At 65.1% G+C, this 23,460-nt stretch carries 19 protein-coding genes; 5 read left to right on the top strand and 14 right to left on the bottom strand.

Annotated features, from left to right (window positions below; genetic code table 11):
* Nucleotides 1–13: 13 nt before the first annotated feature.
* The 6 genes from nth to X907_RS12900 form a co-directional block, all read right to left on the bottom strand.
* A complete protein-coding gene (nth, locus tag X907_RS12875; RefSeq protein ID WP_127568637.1) occupies nucleotides 14–712 on the bottom strand; it encodes an endonuclease III in 699 nt (232 codons plus the stop codon).
* A gap of 202 nt (nucleotides 713–914) precedes the next feature.
* Complete coding sequence (locus X907_RS12880; RefSeq protein WP_127568639.1) at nucleotides 915–3,335, bottom strand: FtsK/SpoIIIE family DNA translocase; 2,421 nt, start codon at nucleotides 3,333–3,335, stop codon at nucleotides 915–917.
* Between the two features lie 67 nt (nucleotides 3,336–3,402).
* Nucleotides 3,403–4,680, bottom strand: coding sequence for an NHL repeat-containing protein (locus X907_RS12885; RefSeq protein WP_127568641.1), 1,278 nt, complete (start codon nucleotides 4,678–4,680; stop codon nucleotides 3,403–3,405).
* A gap of 215 nt (nucleotides 4,681–4,895) precedes the next feature.
* The gene (locus X907_RS12890) at nucleotides 4,896–6,122 is read right to left on the bottom strand and encodes an argininosuccinate synthase (RefSeq protein WP_127568643.1); all 1,227 of its coding nucleotides are present in this window, start codon (nucleotides 6,120–6,122) and stop codon (nucleotides 4,896–4,898) included.
* Nucleotides 6,123–6,230: 108 nt separating this feature from the next.
* Nucleotides 6,231–6,935 carry an SdpI family protein gene (locus X907_RS12895; protein WP_127568645.1) on the bottom strand — a complete coding sequence of 235 codons (705 nt, stop codon included), beginning with the start codon at nucleotides 6,933–6,935 and terminating at the stop codon, nucleotides 6,231–6,233.
* Nucleotides 6,932–7,213, bottom strand: a complete 282-nt coding sequence (locus X907_RS12900) for an autorepressor SdpR family transcription factor (protein WP_127568647.1) — start codon at nucleotides 7,211–7,213, stop codon at nucleotides 6,932–6,934. The genes X907_RS12895 and X907_RS12900 overlap by 4 nt, the downstream gene beginning before the upstream one ends.
* Before the next feature lie 73 nt (nucleotides 7,214–7,286).
* On the opposite strand from X907_RS12900, the gene X907_RS12905 reads away from it, so the two are divergent.
* The 3 genes from X907_RS12905 to pyrF all read left to right on the top strand — a co-directional run bounded on the left by X907_RS12905 (nucleotide 7,287) and on the right by pyrF (nucleotide 10,212).
* Nucleotides 7,287–8,627, top strand: a complete 1,341-nt coding sequence (locus X907_RS12905) for an alpha/beta hydrolase family protein (protein WP_127568649.1) — start codon at nucleotides 7,287–7,289, stop codon at nucleotides 8,625–8,627.
* Between the two features lie 71 nt (nucleotides 8,628–8,698).
* Nucleotides 8,699–9,526 (top strand): SDR family NAD(P)-dependent oxidoreductase, encoded by an 828-nt coding sequence (locus X907_RS12910; protein WP_127568651.1) that lies wholly within the window; start codon nucleotides 8,699–8,701, stop codon nucleotides 9,524–9,526.
* Nucleotides 9,523–10,212, top strand: a complete 690-nt coding sequence (gene pyrF / locus X907_RS12915; RefSeq protein ID WP_127568653.1) for an orotidine-5'-phosphate decarboxylase — start codon at nucleotides 9,523–9,525, stop codon at nucleotides 10,210–10,212. The genes X907_RS12910 and pyrF overlap by 4 nt, the downstream gene beginning before the upstream one ends.
* A gap of 228 nt (nucleotides 10,213–10,440) precedes the next feature.
* On the opposite strand, the gene trxA is transcribed toward pyrF, so the two are convergent.
* The 6 genes from trxA to tsaE form a co-directional block, all read right to left on the bottom strand.
* Complete coding sequence (gene trxA, locus X907_RS12920; RefSeq protein ID WP_127568655.1) at nucleotides 10,441–10,761, bottom strand: thioredoxin TrxA; 321 nt, start codon at nucleotides 10,759–10,761, stop codon at nucleotides 10,441–10,443.
* Between the two features lie 74 nt (nucleotides 10,762–10,835).
* Nucleotides 10,836–14,525: a double-strand break repair helicase AddA gene (gene addA, locus X907_RS12925; RefSeq protein ID WP_127568657.1), complete on the bottom strand. Its 3,690-nt coding sequence runs from the start codon at nucleotides 14,523–14,525 to the stop codon at nucleotides 10,836–10,838.
* A complete protein-coding gene (addB, locus tag X907_RS12930; RefSeq protein WP_127568659.1) occupies nucleotides 14,522–17,614 on the bottom strand; it encodes a double-strand break repair protein AddB in 3,093 nt (1,030 codons plus the stop codon). The genes addA and addB overlap by 4 nt, the downstream gene beginning before the upstream one ends.
* The gene (locus tag X907_RS12935) at nucleotides 17,611–18,333 is read right to left on the bottom strand and encodes a nucleotidyltransferase family protein (protein ID WP_233352383.1); all 723 of its coding nucleotides are present in this window, start codon (nucleotides 18,331–18,333) and stop codon (nucleotides 17,611–17,613) included. The genes addB and X907_RS12935 overlap by 4 nt, the downstream gene beginning before the upstream one ends.
* On the bottom strand, nucleotides 18,330–19,427 hold the full coding sequence (locus X907_RS12940; RefSeq protein WP_233352385.1) for an aminoglycoside phosphotransferase family protein: 1,098 nt from the start codon (nucleotides 19,425–19,427) through the stop codon (nucleotides 18,330–18,332). The genes X907_RS12935 and X907_RS12940 overlap by 4 nt, the downstream gene beginning before the upstream one ends.
* Entirely contained in the window at nucleotides 19,408–19,881 is a 474-nt protein-coding gene (gene tsaE / locus X907_RS12945; protein WP_127568663.1) for a tRNA (adenosine(37)-N6)-threonylcarbamoyltransferase complex ATPase subunit type 1 TsaE, read from the bottom strand. The genes X907_RS12940 and tsaE overlap by 20 nt, the downstream gene beginning before the upstream one ends.
* A 106-nt stretch (nucleotides 19,882–19,987) precedes the next feature.
* Between tsaE and X907_RS12950 the strand changes: the two genes are divergently transcribed.
* The gene (locus tag X907_RS12950; RefSeq protein ID WP_127568665.1) at nucleotides 19,988–21,214 is read left to right on the top strand and encodes an NAD(P)/FAD-dependent oxidoreductase; all 1,227 of its coding nucleotides are present in this window, start codon (nucleotides 19,988–19,990) and stop codon (nucleotides 21,212–21,214) included.
* A 38-nt stretch (nucleotides 21,215–21,252) separates the two neighbouring features.
* A complete protein-coding gene (locus tag X907_RS12955) occupies nucleotides 21,253–21,573 on the top strand; it encodes a 2Fe-2S iron-sulfur cluster-binding protein (RefSeq protein WP_127568667.1) in 321 nt (106 codons plus the stop codon).
* Here X907_RS12955 and X907_RS12960 read toward each other — a convergent pair.
* Together X907_RS12960 and X907_RS12965 are read right to left on the bottom strand one after the other, a co-directional pair.
* Nucleotides 21,570–22,352 carry an SDR family NAD(P)-dependent oxidoreductase gene (locus X907_RS12960; RefSeq protein WP_127568669.1) on the bottom strand — a complete coding sequence of 261 codons (783 nt, stop codon included), beginning with the start codon at nucleotides 22,350–22,352 and terminating at the stop codon, nucleotides 21,570–21,572. The genes X907_RS12955 and X907_RS12960 overlap by 4 nt on opposite strands.
* A complete protein-coding gene (locus tag X907_RS12965; RefSeq protein WP_233352386.1) occupies nucleotides 22,349–23,428 on the bottom strand; it encodes an SMP-30/gluconolactonase/LRE family protein in 1,080 nt (359 codons plus the stop codon). The genes X907_RS12960 and X907_RS12965 overlap by 4 nt, the downstream gene beginning before the upstream one ends.
* Between the last annotated feature and the right edge of the window lie 32 nt (nucleotides 23,429–23,460).

Genomic DNA, 23,460 nt, shown 5'->3' on the forward strand with positions numbered 1-23,460 from the left:
GTGCGAGCACGGCTCAGCCTTGGCCCGGCTGGGGCGTTTTCGGCTTGAAACGGCAATAATCCGCAATCGCGCAGCGCCAGCATTCAGGCTTTCGCGCCTTGCAGACATAGCGCCCGTGCAGGATCAGCCAGTGATGCGCGCCCTTGAGGTATTCGCTCGGCGTGATGCGCTCCAGCCCGGCCTCCACCGCGTCAGGCGTCTTGCCGGGTGCCAGTTTCGTGCGGTTGGAGACCCGGAAGATATGCGTATCGACGGCAATCGTATGCTGACCGAACGCCTCGTTGAGCACCACATTGGCCGTCTTGCGGCCGACGCCCGGAAGACGGACCAGCTCCTCGCGGGTCTGCGGCACCTCGCCGCCAAACTCCTCGATAATCATGCGCGAAAGCGCGATGACATTCTTCGCCTTGTTGCGGAACAGCCCGATCGTCTTGATGTGCTCGCGTACTGCGTCCTCGCCGAGCGCCAGCATTTTTTCCGGCGTATCTGCTACCGCAAACAGGCGGCGGGTCGCCTTGTTCACCCCGACATCGGTTGCCTGCGCGGACAGGGCGACGGCGACGACCAGCGTGAACGGATTAGTGTATTCCAGCTCCGTCTTCGGTTCGGGCATGATGCGCGACAGCGTCTCGAAGATCGCCGCCGCCTCGGCGCGCGGGATCGCACGCGGGACGGGCTTCTTGCGGGGGCGGGGTTTTACCGGCGTTGTCATGGAAGGGGAGCTAGCCGGAGGCGGCGGTTAGGGCAAGGGCGGGGTGGGGTTGGTTGCGGCAAGGTGATGTCCTCCCCCGTTTACGGGGGAGGTGGTCCGAAGGACCGGAGGGGGAGTTTGTTTCGATTATCCCCCCCTCGCCCCTTTCAGGGGCACTCCCCCCGTAAACGGGGGAGACATCAGGGTGTACAGCCTTACCTGCTTAAACCCGCTCCCGCTCCGGGAGGTAGATCTCGCGTTTTCCCGAATGGTCGGCAGGGCCGATCATGCCCTCATCTTCCATGCGCTCGATGAGCGAGGCGGCGCGGTTATAGCCGATCTGCAGGCGGCGCTGGATATAGCTGGTCGAGGCCTTGCGGTCGCGCGCCACCACTGCGACAGCCTGGTCGAAGAGATCATCGCCCGAGCCGCTCTCCCCGCCATCGAGACCGGGAATACCGCCCTCTTCATCGAGATCCTCGGTGACGGCATCGAGATATTCCGGCGCGCGCTGCTTTTTGAGGAAGCTGGCGACCTCTTCCACCTCGCGGTCGGAGACAAACGGCCCGTGCAGGCGGCGTATCCGCCCGCCGCCAGCCATCAGCAGCAGATCGCCCTGACCGAGGAGCTGTTCGGCCCCCTGCTCGCCCAGAATGGTGCGTGAATCGATCTTGGAAGTGACCTGATAGCTGATCCGGGTCGGGAAGTTGGCCTTGATCGTGCCGGTGATGACGTCGACCGACGGGCGCTGGGTGGCCATGATGACATGGATACCGGCCGCACGCGCCATCTGTGCCAGACGCTGCACCGCGCCCTCGATCTCCTTGCCCGCGACCATCATCAGATCGGCCATCTCGTCGATCACCACGACGATATAGGGCATGTGATCGGGCTCGATGGTCTCGGTCTCGTAGACCGGCTCGCCGGTCTCGCGGTCAAAACCCGTCTGCACGGTGCGGCTGAGCATCTCGCCAGCTTCGCGCGCTTCGGCGGCTTTCTCGTTGAAGCCGGCCATATTGCGCACGCCGACCTTGGACATGCGCAGATAGCGGCTTTCCATCTCGCGCACGGTCCATTTCAGCGCGGCGACGGCCTTTTTCGGATCAGTCACGACCGGAGAGAGCAGGTGCGGGATGCCGTCATAGACAGACAATTCCAGCATTTTGGGATCGATCATGATCATACGGCACTCTTCCGGCGGCAGCCGGTAGAGCAGCGACAGGATCATGGCATTGATACCCACCGATTTACCTGAACCGGTGGTACCCGCGATCAGCAGGTGCGGCATGCGCGACAGGTCAGCGGTGAACGGCTCCCCGCCAATGGTCTCGCCCAGCGCCAGCGGCAGTTCGGCCCGGTTCTTCTCAAAGCCGGAGGAGGAGAGCAGCGTGCGCAGGAAGACGGTTTCCCGGCTGGTATTGGGCAGTTCGATACCGATGGCATTGCGTCCCGGCACCACCGCCACGCGGCAGGCGACAGCCGCCATGGATCGGGCAATGTCATCGGCGAGATTGATGACGCGGCTGGTTTTCACGCCCGGAGCCGGTTCCAGCTCATAGAGCGTCACCACCGGGCCGGGACGGACCTCGACAATCTCGCCCTTGACTCCGAAATCGCCCAGCACGGCAGCCAGCAATTCGGCGTTCTGGCGCAGCCCGTCGGCGTCCACCTCGTCCTTGCGCGGCGTTGCCTTCGCCAGAAGATCAAGGCGCGGCATTTCAAAGTCAGAGCCGGAATTGAACGGCAAAGCGGCCTGTGCCTCGCGCGCTTCGCGGTCAGAGGGCTTCGGCTTGCCTTTCGGCGCAATCTTCACATCCGGCGCGGTGCGCGCATCCGGTTGCCCTGCACGGCGCGGCGTGGCCATCCCGGCCGCCGGCGCACGTCCGCCACGCAAAATGGCCGGCGCGTTCTCGGCGCGTGCCTCACCGGATATCTCCAGCGGACGGTCATCGGCGCTGCGCCAGCTGGCCGGCAATTCATCCATCAGACGCCGCGTCCAGCCACGCACCGTCTCCCATACCCGCACGGCAGCCGCACTGGCTGCAGCCAGATCATGTGTGTTCAGGCCGAAGCAGAAAAACGTGCCAAGAATGGCCGCCAGAAGGCCGAGCACGGCGGCGATTGCATTGGCCCCGGCAATCTCGGCCTGCACCGCAAGCCCGGATACGCCCGATAACAGACTGTCCCCGAGAAGACCGCCCAGACCCGATGCGAACGGCCAGCTCAATGGCACCGGCAGGGCCGACACCGCTGCGGCAAAGCCGCAAAGCGCAAACGCGCCGCACACGAAACGGAACAGCACAACCGGCAAGGGGCGACGGATGGGCCCCTGCAGCGTGAGAATAAGGCCCCAGCCCAGCACCATCAACGCCAGGCATGCCCCGGCCCAGCCCATTGTCTGCAGGAGCAGATCGGCGGCGACGGCGCCAGAGGGTCCAGCCAGATTGCTGACATTCTGGCCGGTGGCGGCATTGAGGCTCGGATCAAACGGATTGTAGCTGAACAGGGCGATGAGGGTCAGTGCGCCCAGAAAACTCATCGCGCCGCCGATCAGCACGGCACGCATGCGCGCAAACAGCCCGGCACGGGCTGGCAAGGGCGCATCGCTGCTGGCGGCGCGGGAAGAGCTTGGTCGTCTGGCCATGTCGCGGGCCAGTGTGAGGGGCAAATCTTCCCGGCTGGTAAATGCCGGTTAATCAAAAGCCGGAATTTCAGGGCACCGGCATGTGCAGGACAACCGGATCGCGCCGCTCACGCTGCGGCTGCGAGCCATCTTCGGGAAACAGCTCCCACTGCGCATTCGCCAGAACGAATAGCCGGCCATCGGACACACGCGCGGTAGTAGGCTCGTCAAAATCCCTGTGGCCGGTCAGGACCGGACGCACGCGCGCGCCGCCGCCCCATGGCTCCAGCGCGATATGAAAGACGCCGTGCGGCTGCACGCCGTTGCGCACCCCGTAAAGCTCGCCATAGCTGTCGGTCGTCAGCCCGTCAAAGCCGATCAGGCTGCCTTCGAGCACCTCCACACGGCTGGCTTCCCGGCTGACCGGATCGATGCGCCAGAGCCCCGTGGCATAGTCGACCACCCACAGCGCGCCTTGCGCCAGAGCCAGCCCCTGCAGGGAGGCGAACCGGCTATCTTCAGCATAGATTTCAAGCGTGTTGCGCGGCGCGGTCAGCGTGTAGATCCGCCCCTCCACACTGTCACTGGCATAGACGATCCCGTCCTGTACCACGACATCGGAGAAACGCCCGGCACCCGGCATTGTATGGCGCGCAGAAATCTCGCCTGTGAAGAGGTCAAAGGCGATAAGAGCCGTCTCACGCTCGCCCGGCAGGCCTTCTGGTGTCAGCGCGGTACGCGCGGTGGCGGCATAGAGAAGGCGGTTGCGGCCATCGAGCGCCATGCCGAACACCGAGCCCATGCCGTCTTCCGGCCCAGCCAGGCGCTCAGGGTTACGCGGGTCATCCAGACGCACCGCATAGATGGACGCATCAGCGACCGTGCCGAGGTAAAGCCGCTCTGCATCAACATCGACAGCGAAGGTTTCGACCAGCGCATCGGGCAGAGGCACCGACAGATAGCGCTCCGCCCGGCCGACAGGCTGAAGGTTCTGCGCCATCCGTTCACGCAAGGCCGCGAGCCGGGAGGGTGCATGTTCTTCCAGCGCCGCTTCCAGCCCGCGCGCGGCTGCCAGATCAAGGCTGAACCCCGCCTGGATGAGCGCCTCGAGCGCATCCAGCGCCCCGTCCAGATCGCCGCCATTGGCCGCCAGCGCCACGGCATTTGTCAAAAGTCCGAAATGGCCCGGCTGCAGCGCCAGCGCCCCGGCATTGGCCTCAGCCGCGCCCGCCCAGTCGCCTTCAGCAGCGAGCAGGCGCGTTTCAGCCCGCAGGGCCTGTGACTGATCGAGAAGCGAGCCACTGCCAGCGGCGGGCACGTCAGACAGGGCGAGCGAGGCCGCAAGGGCAAGAGCAAGTGTGATCATGCGCGGAACGTTTGCCGCCATAGCCCGTCAAGGCAAGCATGAATGGCGGCTGGGGCGGGCGGTGGCCAGACTTCACCAGCCCCTTGCGAAAAACATGATGTTGGTAATCCCTCGTCCTTCGAGACGGCCTTCGGCCTCCTCAGGATGAGGGATTACCGCACTGCCCCTCACCCTGAGGGTGAGCGCAGCGAACGTCTCGAAGGGCGAGGGGCACCCTAATCATTCTCCCCCAGTACGCGCTTGCGCCGGGCCATCAGCTTCAGGCGCAGGGCGTTCAGGCGGATAAAGCCTTCCGCGTCCTTCTGGTCGTAAACCATGTCTTCCTCGAAGGTGACGTGGGCCAGCGAGTAGAGCGTGGCGGGCGAGGACCGGCCCACCACCGTAACGCTGCCCTTGTAGAGTTTCAGCCGCACCTCGCCGGTCACATGGCGCTGGGAGTGGTCGATTGCCGCCTGCAGCATTTCGCGCTCAGGGGAGAACCAGAAGCCCTCATAGAGCAGCTTGGCATAGCGGGGCATCAGCTCGTCTTTCAGGTGCATCGCGCCGCGATCCAGCGTGATCTGTTCGATACCCCGGTGGGCCATCATCAGGATCGTGCCGCCCGGCGTCTCGTAAATGCCGCGTGATTTCATGCCGACAAAGCGGTTCTCAACCAGATCCAGCCTGCCAATGCCATGGATGCGGCCATATTCGTTGAGCTTCGTCAGCACGGTCGCCGGTGAGAGGGGCTTGCCGTTGATCGAGACAGCGTCGCCGCGCTCAAACCCGATGGTGATATATTCGGGCGTATCGGGCGCGTCCTCGGGCGCATTGGTGCGCTGATAGACAATGTCGGAGGCTTCTTCCGCCGGGTCTTCGAGAATCTTGCCCTCAGAGGAGGTGTGCCAGAGATTGGCATCGACGGAGAACGGCGCTTCCCCGCGCTTGTCCTTGGCCACTTCAATACCGTTCGCTTCGGCATATTCGATCAGCTTGGTACGCGAGTTGAGATCCCATTCGCGCCAGGGCGCGATGCATTTGAGGTCCGGATCGAGGGCGGCCACGCCCAGCTCGAAGCGCACCTGATCATTGCCCTTGCCGGTCGCGCCGTGCGCCACGGCGTCCGCGCCGGTCTCGTGGGCGATTTCGACAAGGCGCTTGGCGATAAGGGGGCGCGCGATCGACGTGCCGAGCAGGTACTGGCCCTCATAGACGGCATTGGCCCGCACCATGGGGAAGCAGTAATCGCGCACGAACTCCTCGCGCAGATCGTCGATATAAATCTCTTTCACGCCGGCCTTCTCGGCCTTGCGGCGGGCCGGTGCCAGCTCTTCGCCCTGCCCCAGATCGGCAGTGAAGGTGACCACTTCGGCGTCGTAATGGTCCTGCAGCCATTTCAGGATCACCGAGGTATCGAGACCACCCGAATAGGCCAGCACGATTTTCTTGACGGATTTGGACATGGGGCGGTGATCCTTGGCGCGAGAGGGCATGTTGCAGCGCGGCAACCTAGCGCCGCACACGCCGCTCATAAAGCCCTCTTGCCACTGGCGCGCAAGCCCTGCCGCGCCTTACTGCGGATCGTCGCCTCCGGACCGCGGCGCGTTATAGGTTTCCCGGTCAGGATCGCCACGCCAGACAAAGTAAGAGAGAACCGCCGGAACAAGGGCGGCGCCCAGCGTCGCCGCCAGCAGGACGATGAAGCCTGCCGTCAGCGGCAGAACCAGCATGGCGCCGATACTCACCATGCCCGCCAGCACGAACAGCCGCCCGCCCCATCTATGGGCCACATCCCATGAACGGTCCGAAGACAGCGTCCACGGTGTACGGATACCGACAAACCAGTTGGGCCGTGCCTTGCCGAGCACATTGCCAATGCCGACAAACAGCACACCCACCGCCACGCCCACAAGACGCGGTATCCAGCTCGCATCGGCCAGTATGCCAGTCACCGTCAGGGTGATGACACCCTGAACCAGCGCCAGAAGCCATAGCGCTCCAGCCCAGCTGACCAGCACAACAGGGCGTGACCGGCGCAGATTGCCGCCGCGCGGATCGAGCACCGGCAGCAGCGCAAAGAGCGCGCACAGGCCAAGTGCCATGAGCGGCATCACACCGAACGCCTCCAGCCGGGAGCCATAGCGGTTTACACTGCCATCAACAGCAAAATGCACAGGCACCTGCGCGCCCTCCGGCGTCGCCACCCAGCCCCACACGGCCAGCGCCAGCATGATCAGAAAGGGCGGCAGGCTCAGCATCAGTCCCCGGAGAATCATTCTTCTGCACTCCCTTTCCTGTTGCGCGGCCCCAGAAGCCCCATGACCAGCGCCACCGCTTCGTCAGCAACGCTGGTGTTCAGCCTGTAGCGAATGGTCTGGCCGGTCTTCTCCGCCTGGATGAGGCCTGCCTCCTTCAGTGTCGCGAAATGGCGCGACATGGTCGGCTTGGATACGTCAAAATGACCGGCCAGATCGCCAGCGCTCATCGGCCCGCCGCGCAGGAGGCGGAGCACGTCCCGGCGGACGGGGTGAGCAAGAGCATCAAATACATCCATGACAGGCTTTTAATTAGCCTATGCGCTAATTAGCTGCAATGCTAATTATAGGATCATACAGGGAGGAACACACATGGTGCGGACAATTCTGGCGGTGCTGGCCGTCATCGCCATCACGGCCGGCGCGCAAGCGCGTGATGAGCGCTTTTCAGGCGTGTGGAATGGGGTGCTTGATGTAGGCGCGGCGCAGCTGCGCCTGGAGCTGCGCATCGAGGAAAACGAGGACGGTTATAGCGCCGTCATGGTCTCGGTCGATCAGGGTGGCGCGGCCATCCCGGTCTCGAACTTGGACGTTGAGTATCCGCAAATCGATCTTCAGATGGCGGCGATGGGCGCGCGCTATACCGCCACCCTGACTGAGGGGCGGCTTGCCGGCACATTCTCGCAGGGCGGCGCAGAATTCCCGCTGGAAATGGCGCGCGGCGGCGTGGAAGCCACCGGGCCGGAACTGGCTCCGGGAGAAAGCGAAGTCTTCGTCGATGCCGGAGTACGCCTTGCCGGTACGCTGCGCCTGCCGGAGGGCGATGGCCCGCACCCGGCCGTGCTGATGCTGAACGGGTCGGGCAGCCAGGACCGCGATGTCACCATCGGCAATCACCGGATTTTTGCCGTGCTCTCCGAGGCATTGGCTGAGGCCGGAATTGCCAGCCTGCGCCTTGATGACCGGGGCATGGGCGGCTCGGACAACACCCCGGCCACAGGCCCGCACGAACTGGGCTCGGACGCAGGCGCGGCACTGGCCTTCCTGCGCGCGGCAGACGGCGTGGACGTGCGCTGCACCGGCATTCTGGGCCATTCTGAGGGCGGCATTATCGCCTTCCTGCTGCCAGATGCCAGCCAGCCCGATTTCATCATCGCGCTGGCCCCGCAGGCCGGAACGCTGGAGGAGACCCTGCTGGAGCAGGGCGAAGCGATGAACCGCGTAATGGGCGCCAGCGAGGAGGTTATCGAGGCAACGCGCGCCCGCCAGCTGGCCATGCTGGAAGCGTTGCGCGCCTCCCCGCCGGGTGAAGCTGAAGCCGCCGTCGAGGCCGCTTTCCTCGCCCATGGCATCCCGGCAGAGGCCGCGCCCCAGCAGGCCGCCTTCTGGGGCCAGCAATACGTACAGGAAGCCGCTGCGCTTGATCCTGCCGCCGCCCTCGGCGGCTATGACGGGCCAGTGCTCGGCATGTTCGCCGGAAATGACCTTCAGGTTCTGGCCGAGGTGAATGCGCAGCGCATGCGCGAGGCGCGCGCCGGACTGCCCACCACCCTCGCCACCGTGCCGGGCGTGAACCATCTCTTTCAGGCCAGCGAAACCGGCTCTCCGGCTGAGTATGTCAGCGCACCGCACGCCATGTCGCCCGATGCATTGGCCCTCATCGCCGAAGGGGCGGGAGAGATCATTGCCGAGGCCTGCAGTGCAGGCCGCTAACACCTGATCTGGACAAGGCGGCCGGGCATCGCCACTTTCCGCGCAATGCGGACAGTACAAGGAGCGATGCCATGGCCCGCCGTCTGGTGGTTGTAACTGGAGCCTCGTCAGGAATCGGGGCGGCCTTCGCGCGGCAGTTTGCCAGCAAGGGCTGGGATCTGGCCCTTGTCGCCCGCCGCGAGGACCGGCTGAAAGAGCTCGCCGAGGAGATGAAGGCCCGCTTTGGCGTGGACAGCCTCATCATACCGGCAGACCTCTCCAAGGCAAACGCGCCCAAGGAGATCGTCAAGGCGGTTGAGGACGCAGGCCGCCAGATTGATGGCCTGGTCAATAATGCGGGCGCCGGTCAGCCGGGCCATTTCACAGAGACGAAATGGACCGACCAGGCCCGCTTCCTGCAGCTCATGGTCACCAACTATCTTGCGCTCGCCCATCTGGTGGCGCCGGGCATGGCGGAGCGCGGCTTTGGCCGGATCATCAACGTGTCGTCGGTCTCGGCCCTTCTGCCGAGCGCGAACGCGCATACCCGCTTTTCCGGCACGCTCTATCCGGGCGCCAAGAGCCTGCTGATCAAATTCTCCGAAGCGCTCCATCTGGAGCTGGCGGGCAAGAACGTGCATGTGAGCGCGGTCGCGCCGGGCTACACCTGGTCTGAGTTTCACGATGTGAACGGCGCGCGGGCGACCGTCTCGCAAATGCCGAAATTCTGGATGCTGACCGCCGAGGAAGTGGCCACCGCAGGGTATGACGCGGTGGAGCGCGGCATCGTGCTGCGCGTGCCGGGTGCTTGGTACAAATTCCTCACTGCGATGTCGAAAGTGCTGCCTGACCCGTTGGGCCGGGCGGTCATGCGCGCGCAGGAAAGGCGGATGACCGCGCGTGCCGGAGCGAACTCGTGAGCGCCGATGCCCGTCTGATCACCGCGCTGGACCTGCCAACGATTGAAGAGGCGAAGAACCTCGTCGCCGCGATTGGCGATGCGGGCTGCTTCTACAAGATCGGCCTGCAGCTTTTCCCGCTCGGGGGGATGGAGCTGTGCCGGGAGCTTAAAAGTGCCGGGCACGGCGTCTTCCTTGATTTCAAGCTGCACGACATCTCCGCCACGGTGGAAAAGGCCACGCGCTCCATCGCGCCCTCAGGGGCCGATTATCTCACCATCCATGCCGAACCGCCGGTGATGCGCGCCGCGCACAAGGGCCGCGAGGGCACAGGGCTAAAGCTCCTCGCCGTCACCGTGATGACCTCCTATGACGACGCCATGCTCAAAGAGATGGGCTTTGCCTATGGCGCGCGCGATCTGGTGCTGATGCGCACCGAGCAGGCGCTGGAAGCGGGCTGCGATGGCGTCATCGCCTCCGCCCACGAGGCCGAAGAACTGCGCGCCCGCTTCGGGCCGGGCTTTGATATCGTCACCCCCGGCATCCGCCCGGCAGGCAGCGCCGCAGACGATCAGGCGCGTATCGCGACGCCGGCAGAGGCCATCTCCATGGGTGCCACCCGCATCGTGGTGGGCCGGCCTGTCAATGCCGCCCCCGACCCGCGCAAAGCCGCGCTGGCGATCAATGCGGAGATGGCGGGGGTTTAAAAGAGTCCCTGACTGTCATAGCCCACGCGATGTCTCCCCCCGCTTGCGGGGGGAGTGGTCCGAAGGACCGAGGGGGGGGGGAGAATTGCTGATACAAGTGCCCCCCTCCGTCAGCTACGCTGACACCTCCCCCGTAAACGGGGGAGGACACCACATTCATCGAATAACCAAACAAAAACCCCGGACGTCACCGTCCGGGGTTTTTCAAATCGCAGATAAGCGAGAGCGCTAGATCGTCGCGTTGATCCATTCCTCGATCTTGCCTTTGGCCATGGCGCCCACCTTGGTGGATACCAGCTCGCCATTATTGAAGATCATCAGGGTCGGGATACCGCGCACGCCATACTTGCCCGGCGTCATCGGATTCTCGTCGATATTCACCTTGGCGACCGTGATCTTGCCGGAGTGCTCGGAAGCGATCTGGTCGAGTGCAGGCGAGATCTGCTTGCACGGCCCGCACCACTCGGCCCAGAAATCCACAAGCACGGGGCCACCCGCCTTGAGAACATCGGCTTCGAAAGAATCGTCAGACACCGCTTTGGTCGACATGGGCTTTCTCCCTTGGAAGGTTATCAGCCAGCGCCCGGACATCGGCACGCTGGCCAGCCTTGATGCCCGTACACCTAGGAAGCCGCTCCCCCACGGTCAAGCGCGCCGGGCTGCGCGGCCAGCTCCAGCGCCGCGTCCATGGCTGCATCGGGCAGCTCCATAAGCCGGCCTGCGTCCGTCCAGACCAGCGCGCAGCGCACGGCCCGGCCCGGGTAGAGCACGCGCAACAATGCCCGGTAGGCTGCCATCTGCGCCAGATACGCCGATGCCACATCGTCTACCTTGTCGGGCGGCGGGCGGTTGGTCTTGAAATCGACGACAAGGACACGGTCCGGCGTGACCAGCAGCCGGTCCACCTGGCCGTTGACGCGCACACCCGGCGGCAGGCCCGGCGCAGTGCCACTCAGCGACACCTCGGCGCGCGAGCCAGGACCGAACAGGGGGGCAAACTGGGGGTCCGCCAGAACCGCCAGCGCTTCGCGTGCAATCGCGGCGCGCTCCGCCTCATCCAGCTCCTGATGACGTGCCAGCAGGCGGGCCGCTGCATCGGCGCGCCCGGCGGGTGGCAGATCAGGCAAGGTCTGCAAAAGCTTGTGAATGAGTGTGCCGCGCACGAAGCGGTCCCGTCCGCCTGCTGCAAGTGGAGAAAGGCCAGCAGGCTCTCCCCCGGCCTCCAGCCCGGCCAGAAGGCGTGAGGGGGCAATGGCGCGCGCGGCAATGGTTTCCGGCGCGGCTGGCGTGCGCAGCCAGATGGGATCGGCGACACGCCTGTCCTTCTCGTCCGCCTTCTTCAGGGCCGGGTGGACGTCCACGCCATAGCGCCGGGCCTGCTCGGGATTTTCCCATTCATAATGGGCCGCAATGGCGTCAATCGCCGTCTCTGCGCTGCGCCAGCCTTCGCCCTGCCAGGCGGCGGCGAGACGGCCGTACCAGCTCTCCGGCTTTGGCTCTTTGGCGTTTCCATGGGCATGGCCACAGACGATCAGACGGTCACGCGCGCGCGTCATCGCCACATAGAGCAGGCGGGCGGATTCGTTCTCCTGATCCTTCTTCCAGGCCTCGCGTAGCGCGGTGATGATGTCAGGCGCAAAGCTGTCATTCTCAGACCAGAGCAAACCGCTTTCCTCGTGATCCTCGATCAGCGGATGACGGCCAAAAGCCGGGCTGGTCGTATCGGGCAGGAAGACGATGGGCGCTTCCAGCCCCTTGGCGGCATGCACGGTCATCACGCGCACCTCGTTACGTCCGCCTTCGGGGTCACGCTTCAGCTCGCTATCGGAGCGGGTAATGGCATCGATGAAGAGGGCAAGCGAAGGCGCGCCTTCGCGCTCATGGGCAAGCGCGCGGGAGAGGAACTCCTCCAGCGGATCGCGCGCCTCCTCGCGCAGGCGGGCATAAACGCGCGCTGCGCGGCTTTCGCCGGTATCGCAGGCCTCGCTCAGGAAGCGCGCGAAGAAGGCATAAGGGGTCAGCGTATCGACGCGCCCGCGCACAGCCTTTAACGCCGTTTTCGCGTCACTGAGCGCAGGGTCATCGCTGCGCTGGAGCGCCTCCCAGAGCGAGCCTTTTCGCTTATGGGCGAGGCGGAACAGCACATCGTCGTCAATCGGCGGCGCCTCTGCGCCTACCGGATGGAAGGCCGGGCCTTTGAGCACTTCGGCCAGCGCCAGGTCATCGCCCGGCTGCAGGGCGAAGCGGGCCAGTGAGAGCATGTCCTGCACGACGAGCTGATCGGGCAGGACCATACGGTCCGCGCCCGCCACCGCCACATTCCGGATTTTCAGCTGACGGATGATCTCCATGAACAGCCCGCCGCGCTTGCGCACCAGTATGACGATATCGCCCGGCGTTGCCGCCCGCTGGTGCCAGTCCGGCTTCTCCTCCCACACCGCATCACCACGCTCGATAATGCTGGCGATCTCCTGCGCCACGGCTTCAGCGAGCTGGTTGCGCGGGGAGTTGTAACGGGCCTTGTCGACCGGGCCGTCCGGTTCGTCGTCCAGGCTGTCATCCTCGCCCTTGGGCAGTCTGGGCGTGACCGGCCATATCTCCACGCAGCCCGGCGTGCCGCGCCGTGCCGCCTCGTGCCCGCGATAAGCCATGAAAGGGTGGTTGCCGGCAGCTGGCGCGGCCTCCACCGTCTGTTCGCGGTCATCCTGCAGCTTGGTTTCCGGCGCGCCGGACAGGAATTTGGTTTCCAGACCTTCGCGAATATCGGCAAAGGCCATATCGACCGCTTCCAGCACTTCCGGCGCGGAGCGGAAGGAGGTTTTCAGTTCCGGCTTCACAAACGCCAGCTGCGCGCCTTCGGCTAGACCGGCAAGCTTGGTGCCTTGCGCGATGAAGCGGGCCGGATCAGCGTTCTGGAAGGAATAGATGGACTGCTTCTCATCGCCCACGCAGAACACGGTGCGGGCCAGCGCACCCGTCCGTTCCCGGCCCTCTCCGGCAAAAAACTCCGCCGACAGAGCATCGATGACATCCCATTGTTCCGGCGCGGTGTCCTGCGCCTCGTCCACAAGGATATGCTCCAGCCCGCCATCGAGCTTGTAGCGTACCCAGGCCGCCATCTCGGCGGTGCCAAGCAGCCGCGAGGCCCGCACCACCAGATCGGCAAAATCCACCGCGCGTTCGCGCGTCAGCAAGCGCTGATACTCAGCTATAAAGGCCCGCGCGAGGGTGAGGCTTGCCGATGTCAGAGCGTGCAGGCGTGCAGCCGTCAGTTGGCGCAGCACCGTCTCCATGCGCGCCCGTTCGCTGCCCTCCGGACCGAAAAGACCAATCAGCTCCGGGCAGGCCTCGCCCGCACTCTTCACAAAGAGCGAGGCGCGCAACGTGCCGGTTCCCGTCAGCATGAAACCGCAATAGGCATCGAAGGCGCGGTCCACCTCCCCCGCCCGCGCAAGACGCAAGGGCGCGTAGAGTTTGTCCGCGTCCGCTTCGGCATGTTTGGCCGTGGATGCCGCTATCGCATCAGCGCATCTTTGCACGGCATCCAGATCCAGCCCTCCAATGAAACCGGCCTTGAGGCGCACTTCATCCGCATCCGGATCAATGCCCAGCATGCGTGCAGCCTCGGCGATCAGCGGGCCTTCGCCCTGCGCCCGTTCAAACAGCTCCGACAGGCGATGGCGCTGGTGTGCGGCCTTTTTGAATATCTCCTCAAAGCCAGTGGGTCCGGCGCGCACGGTGATGGCCTCGATGGCCATGGCAAGCGCGCCTCCCCGGTCGCGCCGGGCGGTCTCATAGACGCGCAGTTCTGCTTCGCGGCGCACCCGCGCGCTCTGGGCGTCTTCCTGTGTGGCAAAGCCCGGCGGCAGCCCGGCCTCCAGCGGAAACTGGCGCAGCAGCGAGTCGCAGAACGCATGCAAGGTCTGCACTTTCAGACCGCCCGGCGTTTCCAACGCGCGCGCAAACAGCTTTCTCGCCTCGGCAAGACGCCCCGCGTCCGGCTCAGCCTCCTCGCCGGTCAGCTTTTGCAGTTCGGCGCGAAGCTTTTCGTCGGCCATGACAGACCAATCGCCCAGCTTGAGGAAGAGCCGGGTCTGCATCTCGCCCGCCGCCGCCTTGGTGAAGGTCACGCACAAGATGCGGTCCGGCGGCACGCCTTCCAGCAGCAGGCGCGCCACCCGGTCGACCAGCACGCGCGTCTTGCCAGAGCCCGCATTGGCTTCCACGAACACGCTGGCGCGCGGATCGGCCGCCGCACGCTGCGCGGTGGTGGCGGAAGCCGCGACGGCAGGATCAAAGCCGGGCGCACTCATGACCTATCCTCCGCATCCGGATTGTCGGCATCCGGGGCGGTCGACCATTCAGCCCGCCGGGCGAGATGATCGTAATCGCCATAGCGATTGACCCATTTGCTTCGGGGCTGGCTTTCATAAGGGTGCCCGGAGTCAGCGAACTTCGCCGCATAGCGCTGCAGGCGTTCCAGCGCCTGATCGGCCAGCGCATCGGCGTCGAGCCCCTCCTTCGACTGGATGCGCCGTTCCTCGCCGGGCTTTTTCGTGCCCTTCACATTGAGATAGACAAACCCGCCCAGCGCCTTGGGCGGCACATCCTTGAAGCCGCCTGCGCGCACAATCGCGCCCAGCAAGGGCATTTGCGGCGCAAAGCCGGCCAGCACTTCATCCACGCCGGGCATGCTGCCCGTCTTGTAGTCAATCACCTCGTACTGCCCGGCCTTCAGATCGATACGGTCCGGCTTTCCAGACAGGACAAAATCGCGTCCGCCTGCAGGAAAGCTAAGTGTGCCGCGCTCCTCGATAGTGGCTGCCACAGGCAAGCTGCCTTCGCTTCGGCGGCGGGACTCCGCCTCCACCATCCAGCGGGCGCCATGGGCAAAGCGAGCCAGCTCCACGGCCATTTCGCTTTCGGTAAAGCCTGCCTCCAGCAAGGCCGTTTCGCCCAGCGAGACAAGCCGTTCAAGCGCGTCATCAGGCAGTTTGGGGCGGTCACCGAGTTCCTTTACCCAGTGCTCCAGCGCGCTGTGCCAGGCCGTGCCGCGCTCGGCATGGCCGGGTTCACGGTCCAGCGGATCGAGCACATCCAGTTCCAGTATGCGCTGGGCATAGATGTAATACGGATCACGCACCCATTTCTCGATCGCCGTGACGGACAGGGAGGCGGGCCGGGCGGCGACGGGCGGGCGGGGCATTGGCTCGGCGATCTGTGTCGGCGCGTCCGGCTGGTCCAGACGCGCGCCAAGCGCCAGATAATCATATGCCGGTTTGAGGGCGGCTTCCGCCTCCTCCTTCCCCATCGCGCCGCGCGTAAGCGTCTGCAGCCGCCACAGCCAGCGCGAGGCGACCGTGGGAGCGCCATCTGCGCTGGTTGAGCGGGTCAGGATGACATCCGGCAGGCAGGCAAGCTCGGCAAAATCGTGCGCAGCAAGGCCGAGGCGCCGTTCGGGCGGCGGCAGGCCTGCCGACTTCCTCATCGGCCGGGAGAGGAACGGATCGCTGCCAAGCTTTTGTGGCCAGACGCCTTCATTGAGGCCCGCCAGGATCACGCGGTCAGCATGCAGAAGGCGCGCTTCCAGCGGCCCCAGAAGGGCGAGGCGCGGATGCGCGCCGGAACGCGGCCGCACCCGCCGCCCGCGCGCGGTTTCCAGAAACACGCGCGTAAAGGCCCGCAAGGACAGCGGCGGCAGCGCCTCTGCCTTATCGAGAAATTCGCGCATCAGCCCGGCTGCGCTGTCGCCTGCCTCGCCTGCCCATAGCCGGTCTGCGCCGAGGGTATCGCTAGCGGCAAGGTTCTCTGCGGCTTGCGCCAGTGCCTGCGCGAACGAGCGGGCAGGCTGGTCTCCCTCCAGTGCCAGCAAGGGTGCCAGCGCCCCTTCGATACGGGCAATGATCTCCAGCCAGCGTGGCGTCTTGCCTGTCTCCACGCGCGCCATGACATCGGCAAAGCTTTTGCCGGGCCTGCGTCCCCGCAAGGTCTGGCGTTCCATGTCCGCAATATCGGCCATCAGGGCGGGGCGTTTCTCGCCCAGCGCGAAGAGCGGCGAAGCCCACAGAGCCGCCAGCGCCAATGCAGAGCCGGGATCGCCCGCGCACTCCAGAACCCGCATCAGGAAGGCCCCCGGCGCGGTATCGCTCAAGGCTTCGCCCGCGCTGTCGTCCAGCTCCACGCCGAAGCGGCTCATTTCCGTGGTGATGCGCCGGGCGAGCGCCCGGTCGGGCGTCACCACCATGGCCGTCCTGCCCGGCGTCTCCAGCGTCTCTCTCAAGGCCAATGCGATAGCGCGCGCCTCGCTGGCCGGATCGCGCGCTTCAATGGTTGAAAGGCCATGTATGCCCAGCCCGACGACATCACCGCCCCAGGCCTCGCTCAGCACGCCGATGCGCTTGAGCCAGTCGGCTGTCTCGTCTGCAGGGCGCAGCGCCTCCGTAATCAGTCGCGCACGCGCCTGCGCGCGTGCCTCATGCCTGTCCGGGCTGGAGGTTTCCTGTGCCACCCTTACCGGCGCCAGAGGCCATTCCTTCACATCGTTGCGGCCAATCGCGATACTCCCGATCAGCGCCTTCATGGCCCGCTGCGGGTGGCCTTCATCAATCGCCTTCCAGCTCGCCTCATCCATGAAACCGGCAAAGCCGGGCAGCACGACCGCGCCGCGGTGCAGGCCGGCTACGACGCGCAAGAGATGCGCCGATGCGGGGATGGAGCCTGTGGAGCCAGCTGCGATGACCGGCCCCGGCGGCGGGCTTTCCTGCCACCGGTCCGCCAGCGCATTCAGCAGCGTCGAACGCCGCGCAGCCGGGTCCGTCAGGCCGAGTGCCTTGAGGTGCAGCGGCCATTGCTCCAGCACGATGTCCAGAAACAGCGCCGCCTCCTGCCGGTCGGCGGGCAAGGCTGCACGCACCGCCGGATCCTCCAGCGCGCCAAGGCCGGTAATTTCTTCTGATGCCAGCTCGTCCAGCAGGCCCGCCAGCGCATCAGCCAGCACCAGCGCGCCATCGGGCGTCATCTCCCGGCGCGCCGCTTCCTCGCGGGCAAGGATCAGGCTGGCCAGCTCGAAGCGGCGGCGCGCAGCACTGATTGCCGGCAGGGCCAGATGCTCAAGCTCGCCCGGTTCAAACGGCGGCTCATCCGCATCGACATCGCCCAGCGGGCGGATCAGCGGCAATATGGCGGCGCTGATGCCATTTTCGGCCTGTATGGCGCTGAACGCCTCGCCAAGCGCCCGGCCCGCCCGTCGCGTCGGCAATAATACGGTGACACCCGCCAGCGCTTCGGGGTCAGGGAATTCGGCCACCAGCGTGCGCGCGAGGCTTTTCAGGAAATCCGCCGCGGGCGCCAGCGTGAAGACACGCGGGGAAGGTGTATCGAATATGCCGGGCGGCTCGCTCATGCCTGCGAGCGTAACCGATTCTCGACCTCGCGGTGCGTTTGCGGATCGCCGACATGCATCCAGAACGCGTCCATGACCTGCCCGGTCACACGCCCCTGCGCCAGCGCCACGTCCCAAATCCGGTTGGTGGAGAACGGCTCGCACGGCCAGCCCTCCAGCACGCGCGGATGCATCACCTGCACGCCTGCATAAAAGAGCGGTTCGGCGCCGGCGGGCGCATCGCGGAAACGTTGCAGGCGGCCTTGCGCGTCCATGGCGAAATCGCCTGGTCCCTCGAGCCCGAGAAGATTGCCCTTGCGTGCCAGCAGCAGGCGGAAATCCATCGTGCCTGCGTCAAAACCGTCTGCCAGCCGGGCCAGCTCTGCGCCCTTCTCATCGACCCAGAAGGCATCGATATTGGCGACAAACACCGGATCACCACCCAGCAGCGGCGCAGCCTTCACCAGCCCGCCTCCGGTTTCGAGCAACTGGTCTGTCTCATCCGAAACGTGAATACGTGGCGCGCCTTCGCGGGCGGCCAGATGGGCGCGCATGCGCTCGGCGAAATGGTGGATATTGACCACGGCATCGGACACACCCGCCCGCGCCAGCGCATCGAGCGTCCAGTCCAGCAGGGCGCGGCCATTGACCTCCACCAGCGCCTTGGGCCGGTCATCGGTCAGGGGCCGCATGCGCGTGCCCAGCCCTGCCGCCATGACCATGGCGCGCGACGGCCTCACCGCGCACCCTCCGGCATGGCCTTGCGAACCAGCGCGGCCACATCGCGCAAGGCAGGGTGAGCGAGATCACGGTCGAAATGGGCTTTCACGCGGGGGATGAGATCGAGATAGCGCGCCTTGCCGTCGCGCTCTGCCAGACGCACGAAAATGCCCAGGATTTTCGCGTTGCGCTGCGCGCCGAGCACCGCATAGGCCGCGTCAAAGCTCGCGCGGTCATTAAGCTTTGCCGCCTTGAAGAAGCGGTCCTTCAAAGGCTCTGCCAGATCGGGGGATACGTCGCGGCGCGCATCTTCGATCAACGAAACCAGATCATAGGCCGGGTGGGCAAAGAGCGCGTCCTGAAAGTCCAGCAATCCGGTACGCCCCTCCACCTCACGATCGGGCAGCCAGAGCAGGTTCTCGGCATGATAGTCACGCAGTGCCAGCCCCGGCGCATGCGCCTCCAGGCTGGCAAAAGCCGCCTGCCAGACGCCCTCCCATTCGGCGCGCAAATCATCGGAAGGCCGGACCGCAAAGCGGGGCAGATACCAGTCGAGATAAAGCCCGGTCTCGGCGAGCAGTGCCGTCTGGTCATAATCATGCACACGCCATGACTGGCCTTGTGCCTCGAAAACCGGCGCAAAGCTGGAGCGGTAGATTGCCGCCAGCGTATCGACCGCGCTGGCATAAAGCTTTCCCTCATGAGCGCCTGCCGGAATGGCGCGCGCATAGAGCCCCTCGCCCAGATCCTCGATCAGCAGAAGGCCTTGCTCCATGTTGGCGGCGAGAATACGCGGCGCGGAAAACCCGCGCTCGATAAGCGCCTGCGCAATACCGGCAAAGGCCGCGACATTATTGCCCGCCAGCCGGGCGACAGCGTTATAGCCGAGCGCATGGCGCTCTTGCGGGCTGGCATTATCCGGTGCCAGAGGTGTTTCGGCAGCAGCGGGTGCGTCCATCAATATGGCGCGCTCACTGCCCTTGCTGGCACGGAAATACCGCCGCGTGGACGCATCACCCGGAAACGCGGTGACAGCCGCATCGCCCCAGCCTGCTCCTTGCAGAAACGCGGCGCGCTCACCGGCGCGGACATCCTCAGACACTGATACGGGCAAGGCGCTCCCCCCAGCTGCCATGCGCGGCGAGGCGCGCTATCCGCCTGTGCTCTTGCCCGGCAACGCCGTCAAAATCCAGTGTGATTTCCAGCCGGTTCTCGCTCAATGCGTCATCCAGCCGGTCCGGCCATTCGATGATGACAACACCGTTTGCAGCAGCATCCTCAAGGCCCAGCTCGATCAGCTCTGACGGGTCCTCCACCCGGTAGAGATCGGCATGGAGCACATCAAACCCGGCGCGCGACACATAAGCCTGCACCAGCGTGTAGGTCGGGCTTGGTACCTCCTCCACGCCTGCAATATCACCCACAAAAGCACGCGCCAGCGTGGTCTTGCCCGCGCCTAGCCCGCCGGTCAGCAGGATGACATCGCCCGGCACGGCCAGCCCGGCCAGCACCGCGCCAAGAGCAGTGGTCGCCTCGATACTGTCCAGATGAATCGTCTTTTCTTTCATGACGCGCAGTAAGGCGCGCATTCACGCCCGCAGCAAGAGCCGCCGCATCCATACAGGCAGCCACCTCCCCTTGCAGGCCAGCCGCAAACCGGCCAAGAAAGCAGGCATGAGCACGAATGCTGGAACGGTAATTATCGGAGCGGGTCAGGCGGGCCTGTCCTGCGCGGCAGAACTGCGCCGGCGCAAGTATGACGGCCCGGTCACCCTGATCGGTGCCGAGCCGCACCTGCCGTATCAGCGCCCGCCTCTATCCAAAGCCTATCTGTCAGGCGAGATGCCGGTGGAGCGGCTGTGGCTGAAGCCTGAGGCCTTTTATCCGGCATCGGACATAGCCTGCCTGACCAATATCCGCGTCACAGCAATTGACCGCGAGACACGCGAAGCCGTGCTGGCTGATGGCCAGCGCATCGGGTTTGAGCATTGCGTCATCGCCACCGGCGGCGAGGCACGTATCCCGCCCATTCCCGGCGCGAACCTGCCCGGCGTTGAAGTGCTGCGCAATCTGGGCGAGGCCGACCATCTTTCCGCAGCGCTGAAAAGCGCACAATCGCTCGCCGTCATCGGCGCTGGCTATATCGGGCTGGAAGTGGCGGCATCGGCGCGCAAGCGCGGCCTGGCCGTGACCGTGCTGGAAGCGGCTGAACGGCCCATGGCCCGCACGGCAAGCCCCATTCTGGGCGGCTGGTTCGGCGCGATCCATCGCGGCTACGGCGTCGATCTGCGCGTCAGCACGCCGGTGTCGTCCATAATCGAGAAGGACGGCAGGGCTGCCGGGGTGTTGCTGGCCAATGGCGAAACGGTCCAAGCGGACTGCATCCTCCTTGCCGCAGGGCTCGCTATCAATACGGGTCTTGCCGAGGCGGCGGGGCTGGAGTGCGGCGACGGCATTCTGGTCGATGCGGCCTGCCGCACCAGTGATCCGTCGATTTTCGCCTGCGGCGATGTCGCCCGTTTCCACTCTGCGCTCTATGGCCGTTCGATCCGGCTGGAGTCGGTCCAGAACGCTATCGAGCAGGGCAAGGCCGTAGCCGCTGCCATTACTGGCGCGGAGGTGAACTATGATCCCGTGCCGTGGTTCTGGTCAGACCAGTACGCGCTCAAACTGCAGATTGCGGGCCTGATCGAAGGCGCAGACTCAATCGTCCGGCGGGGCGATCCTGAAATGGGCAGTTTTGCCGTCTTCCACATCAAGGAGGGCCGCATCATTGCGTGCGAGGCCGTCAATTCGGCACCCGAGTACATGGCAGCGCAAAAGCTGATTGGCAGTGGCAAGACGGTAGACCCGGAAGCGTTGCGCAATCTCGATGTGGCGATGCGCGATCTTCTCGCCTAAATACCACGCAAACATTCAGTTACCGATCAGGGCATCTTATGACGAAAATCACCTTCATCGAGCATGACGGCACCGAGCATACTGTCGAAGCCGTCAACGGGCTGACCGTGATGGAAACCGCCATCCGCAACATGGTGCCCGGCATCGATGCCGATTGCGGCGGCGCGTGCGCGTGCGCGACCTGCCATGTCTATGTCGATCCGGCCTGGGAAGACAAAACCGGCGAGCGCTCCTCCATGGAGCAATCCATGCTGGACTTCGCCTCCGACGTGGAAGCGACCTCACGCCTCTCCTGCCAGATCAAGGTGAGCGACGCGCTGGACGGCCTCGTCGTGCGCCTGCCTGAACAGCAGGGTTAAACCCGCTCAACCTCACGCCTCACAATAGCCTGCACCAGCCCTGCTGGCGCCAGCTTGGTGAGCACATATACCGCGCGCATTTTCGCGCCCGACACCACAAAGCGCTTGCGCCCGTCCAGCCCGCGTATCACGTCGCGCGCCACCTCGTCTGCGGTGGTGGAGGTGAAGCTGTCAAAGGTGCGAAGCCCATCCATGCCGGCGGCGCCCTTGAAGGGTGTGTCCTTCACCGCCGCCGGGCAGACCGTCATCACCCGGACACGGGAACCCGCCTCTTTCAGCTCGCGGTCCAGCGCCAGCGAATAATGGCGCACGAAGGCCTTCGTCGCGGCATAGACCGCCATGAAGGGCACGGGCTGGAACGCCGAGTTGGAGGCGATATTGGCAATCGTCCCGCCCTTCTTCTCCATCAGCGGGATGAAGGCGCGCGTCATGGCGTGCAGGGCGGAGATGTTGAGCGCAATCATGGCCTGTTCGCGCGCCGGGTCCAGCTGCGCCGATGCGCCAAAGAAGCCGATCCCGGCATTATTGACCAGAATGTCCGGCGCTTCAGTCTTCTTCACCCATTGGATGATCCGGCCGATCGCATCGGCTTCGGTCAGGTCCGCGCACAGCGCATCAATCTCCGCTTCAGGAAACTCGACTTTTAGCGCGCCCTGAGCGGCATTGATCTCTGCCGGGTCAAGACTGATCCACGATACCTGCCAGCCGCGCGCCAGCGCGCGCCGGGTAAGCGCCAGCCCGATCCCGCTCGATCCGCCGGTGATGAGGATGCGCGTCATTCGGCATGTGTCCCGTCAAGGCGCGGCGGCACCGGAAAGGCGTCAACCGTGGGCCGGTCAAGGCCGCCCGTCCAGATCTGACCCTGCCAGGGCACCACGGTGGTCGCGCCCAGCTCGCCCTCTCGCGTCGGCCCGTAGAGCACACGCACCGGCTCTCCGAGGCGATTGACCGCCAGCCCCATGACCGGACGCGCGGGCAGTTCCGGCTCGCCAAACACATCGGCAAAGCGGCGCATGAGACGCTTGAGCAGCGGGCGCGGATGGAAAAACTCCATCAGCTCGCTATGCCGCGACGGCATGGCGATCCACAGAAGATTCTCCTCCGGATCCCAGTGAATATTGTCGGGATAACCCGGCAGGCCATCGATCAGGATGCGCAGATTGCCGGTGACCGGATCAAGCACATGGACCTGACGTGCCCATGTTTCATTGATGAAGACATCGCCCGATTCCGGATCATGGGCGACACCATTGGCAAAGGCGAGATCATCGGCAAGCACGCGCCGCGTGCCGTCCGGCGTATAGGCGAGTATCCGCGCAGTCTGTTCGCCTTCCCAGAAGCTTTCCATGTACTCGCCATAGCCATAGCGCCCCGACGCATCGGTGAGGATGATGGTACCGTCTTCGAGAATGGTCAGGTCATCGGTGAAGACGAGTGCCGGGAACTCGCCCGGTTCATCGATCACCGTCCATTCGCCGTCATCCAGCCGGATCAGGCCGGCCAGCGCATCGGCCACGTGCAGCACGCCATCAGGTGAGAAGGCCAGGCCCAGCGGGCGCCCGCCCGTATGCGCCACTTCTTCCCAGCCCCCTTCGGGCGCGCGCGCCATGATGCGGCCATCGGCAAGCCCGGTATAGAGCCGCCCGTCCGGACCCGGTTCGAGGTCTTCGGCCCCCTGCAAGCCCTCTTCCGTCAGGACAGGCTCGACCGGATCGGCAAACAGCGCCTCCAGAGCCGGATCGGGCGGAGCCGGGTTGAAATAGCGCGCGTCAAGCGAGCCCGGCCCGAACAGCAGCAATATGGCGACGCCAAACAGCCCGAACAGAACCGCCACAAGCCGGATAATCCACGCCATCATTGCCCCCTTAAGCGTCCTGAACCGTCCTG

The organism is Glycocaulis alkaliphilus, from assembly GCF_004000605.1.
Taxonomy (GTDB): Bacteria; Pseudomonadota; Alphaproteobacteria; order Caulobacterales; family Maricaulaceae; genus Glycocaulis; species Glycocaulis alkaliphilus.

Coding starts and splice junctions, on each gene's coding strand:
- X907_RS12950 (WP_127568665.1), top strand. CDS start 19,988: ATGAGCACGAATGCTGGAACGGTAATTATCGGAGCGGGTCAGGCGGGC.
- X907_RS12885 (WP_127568641.1), bottom strand. CDS start 4,680: ATGATCACACTTGCTCTTGCCCTTGCGGCCTCGCTCGCCCTGTCTGAC.
- X907_RS12910 (WP_127568651.1), top strand. CDS start 8,699: ATGGCCCGCCGTCTGGTGGTTGTAACTGGAGCCTCGTCAGGAATCGGG.
- addB (WP_127568659.1), bottom strand. CDS start 17,614: ATGAGCGAGCCGCCCGGCATATTCGATACACCTTCCCCGCGTGTCTTC.
- nth (WP_127568637.1), bottom strand. CDS start 712: ATGACAACGCCGGTAAAACCCCGCCCCCGCAAGAAGCCCGTCCCGCGT.
- X907_RS12890 (WP_127568643.1), bottom strand. CDS start 6,122: ATGTCCAAATCCGTCAAGAAAATCGTGCTGGCCTATTCGGGTGGTCTC.
- tsaE (WP_127568663.1), bottom strand. CDS start 19,881: ATGAAAGAAAAGACGATTCATCTGGACAGTATCGAGGCGACCACTGCT.
- X907_RS12955 (WP_127568667.1), top strand. CDS start 21,253: ATGACGAAAATCACCTTCATCGAGCATGACGGCACCGAGCATACTGTC.
- X907_RS12965 (WP_233352386.1), bottom strand. CDS start 23,428: ATGGCGTGGATTATCCGGCTTGTGGCGGTTCTGTTCGGGCTGTTTGGC.
- X907_RS12880 (WP_127568639.1), bottom strand. CDS start 3,335: ATGGCCAGACGACCAAGCTCTTCCCGCGCCGCCAGCAGCGATGCGCCC.
- X907_RS12960 (WP_127568669.1), bottom strand. CDS start 22,352: ATGACGCGCATCCTCATCACCGGCGGATCGAGCGGGATCGGGCTGGCG.
- X907_RS12895 (WP_127568645.1), bottom strand. CDS start 6,935: ATGATTCTCCGGGGACTGATGCTGAGCCTGCCGCCCTTTCTGATCATG.
- X907_RS12900 (WP_127568647.1), bottom strand. CDS start 7,213: ATGGATGTATTTGATGCTCTTGCTCACCCCGTCCGCCGGGACGTGCTC.
- trxA (WP_127568655.1), bottom strand. CDS start 10,761: ATGTCGACCAAAGCGGTGTCTGACGATTCTTTCGAAGCCGATGTTCTC.
- addA (WP_127568657.1), bottom strand. CDS start 14,525: ATGAGTGCGCCCGGCTTTGATCCTGCCGTCGCGGCTTCCGCCACCACC.
- X907_RS12905 (WP_127568649.1), top strand. CDS start 7,287: ATGGTGCGGACAATTCTGGCGGTGCTGGCCGTCATCGCCATCACGGCC.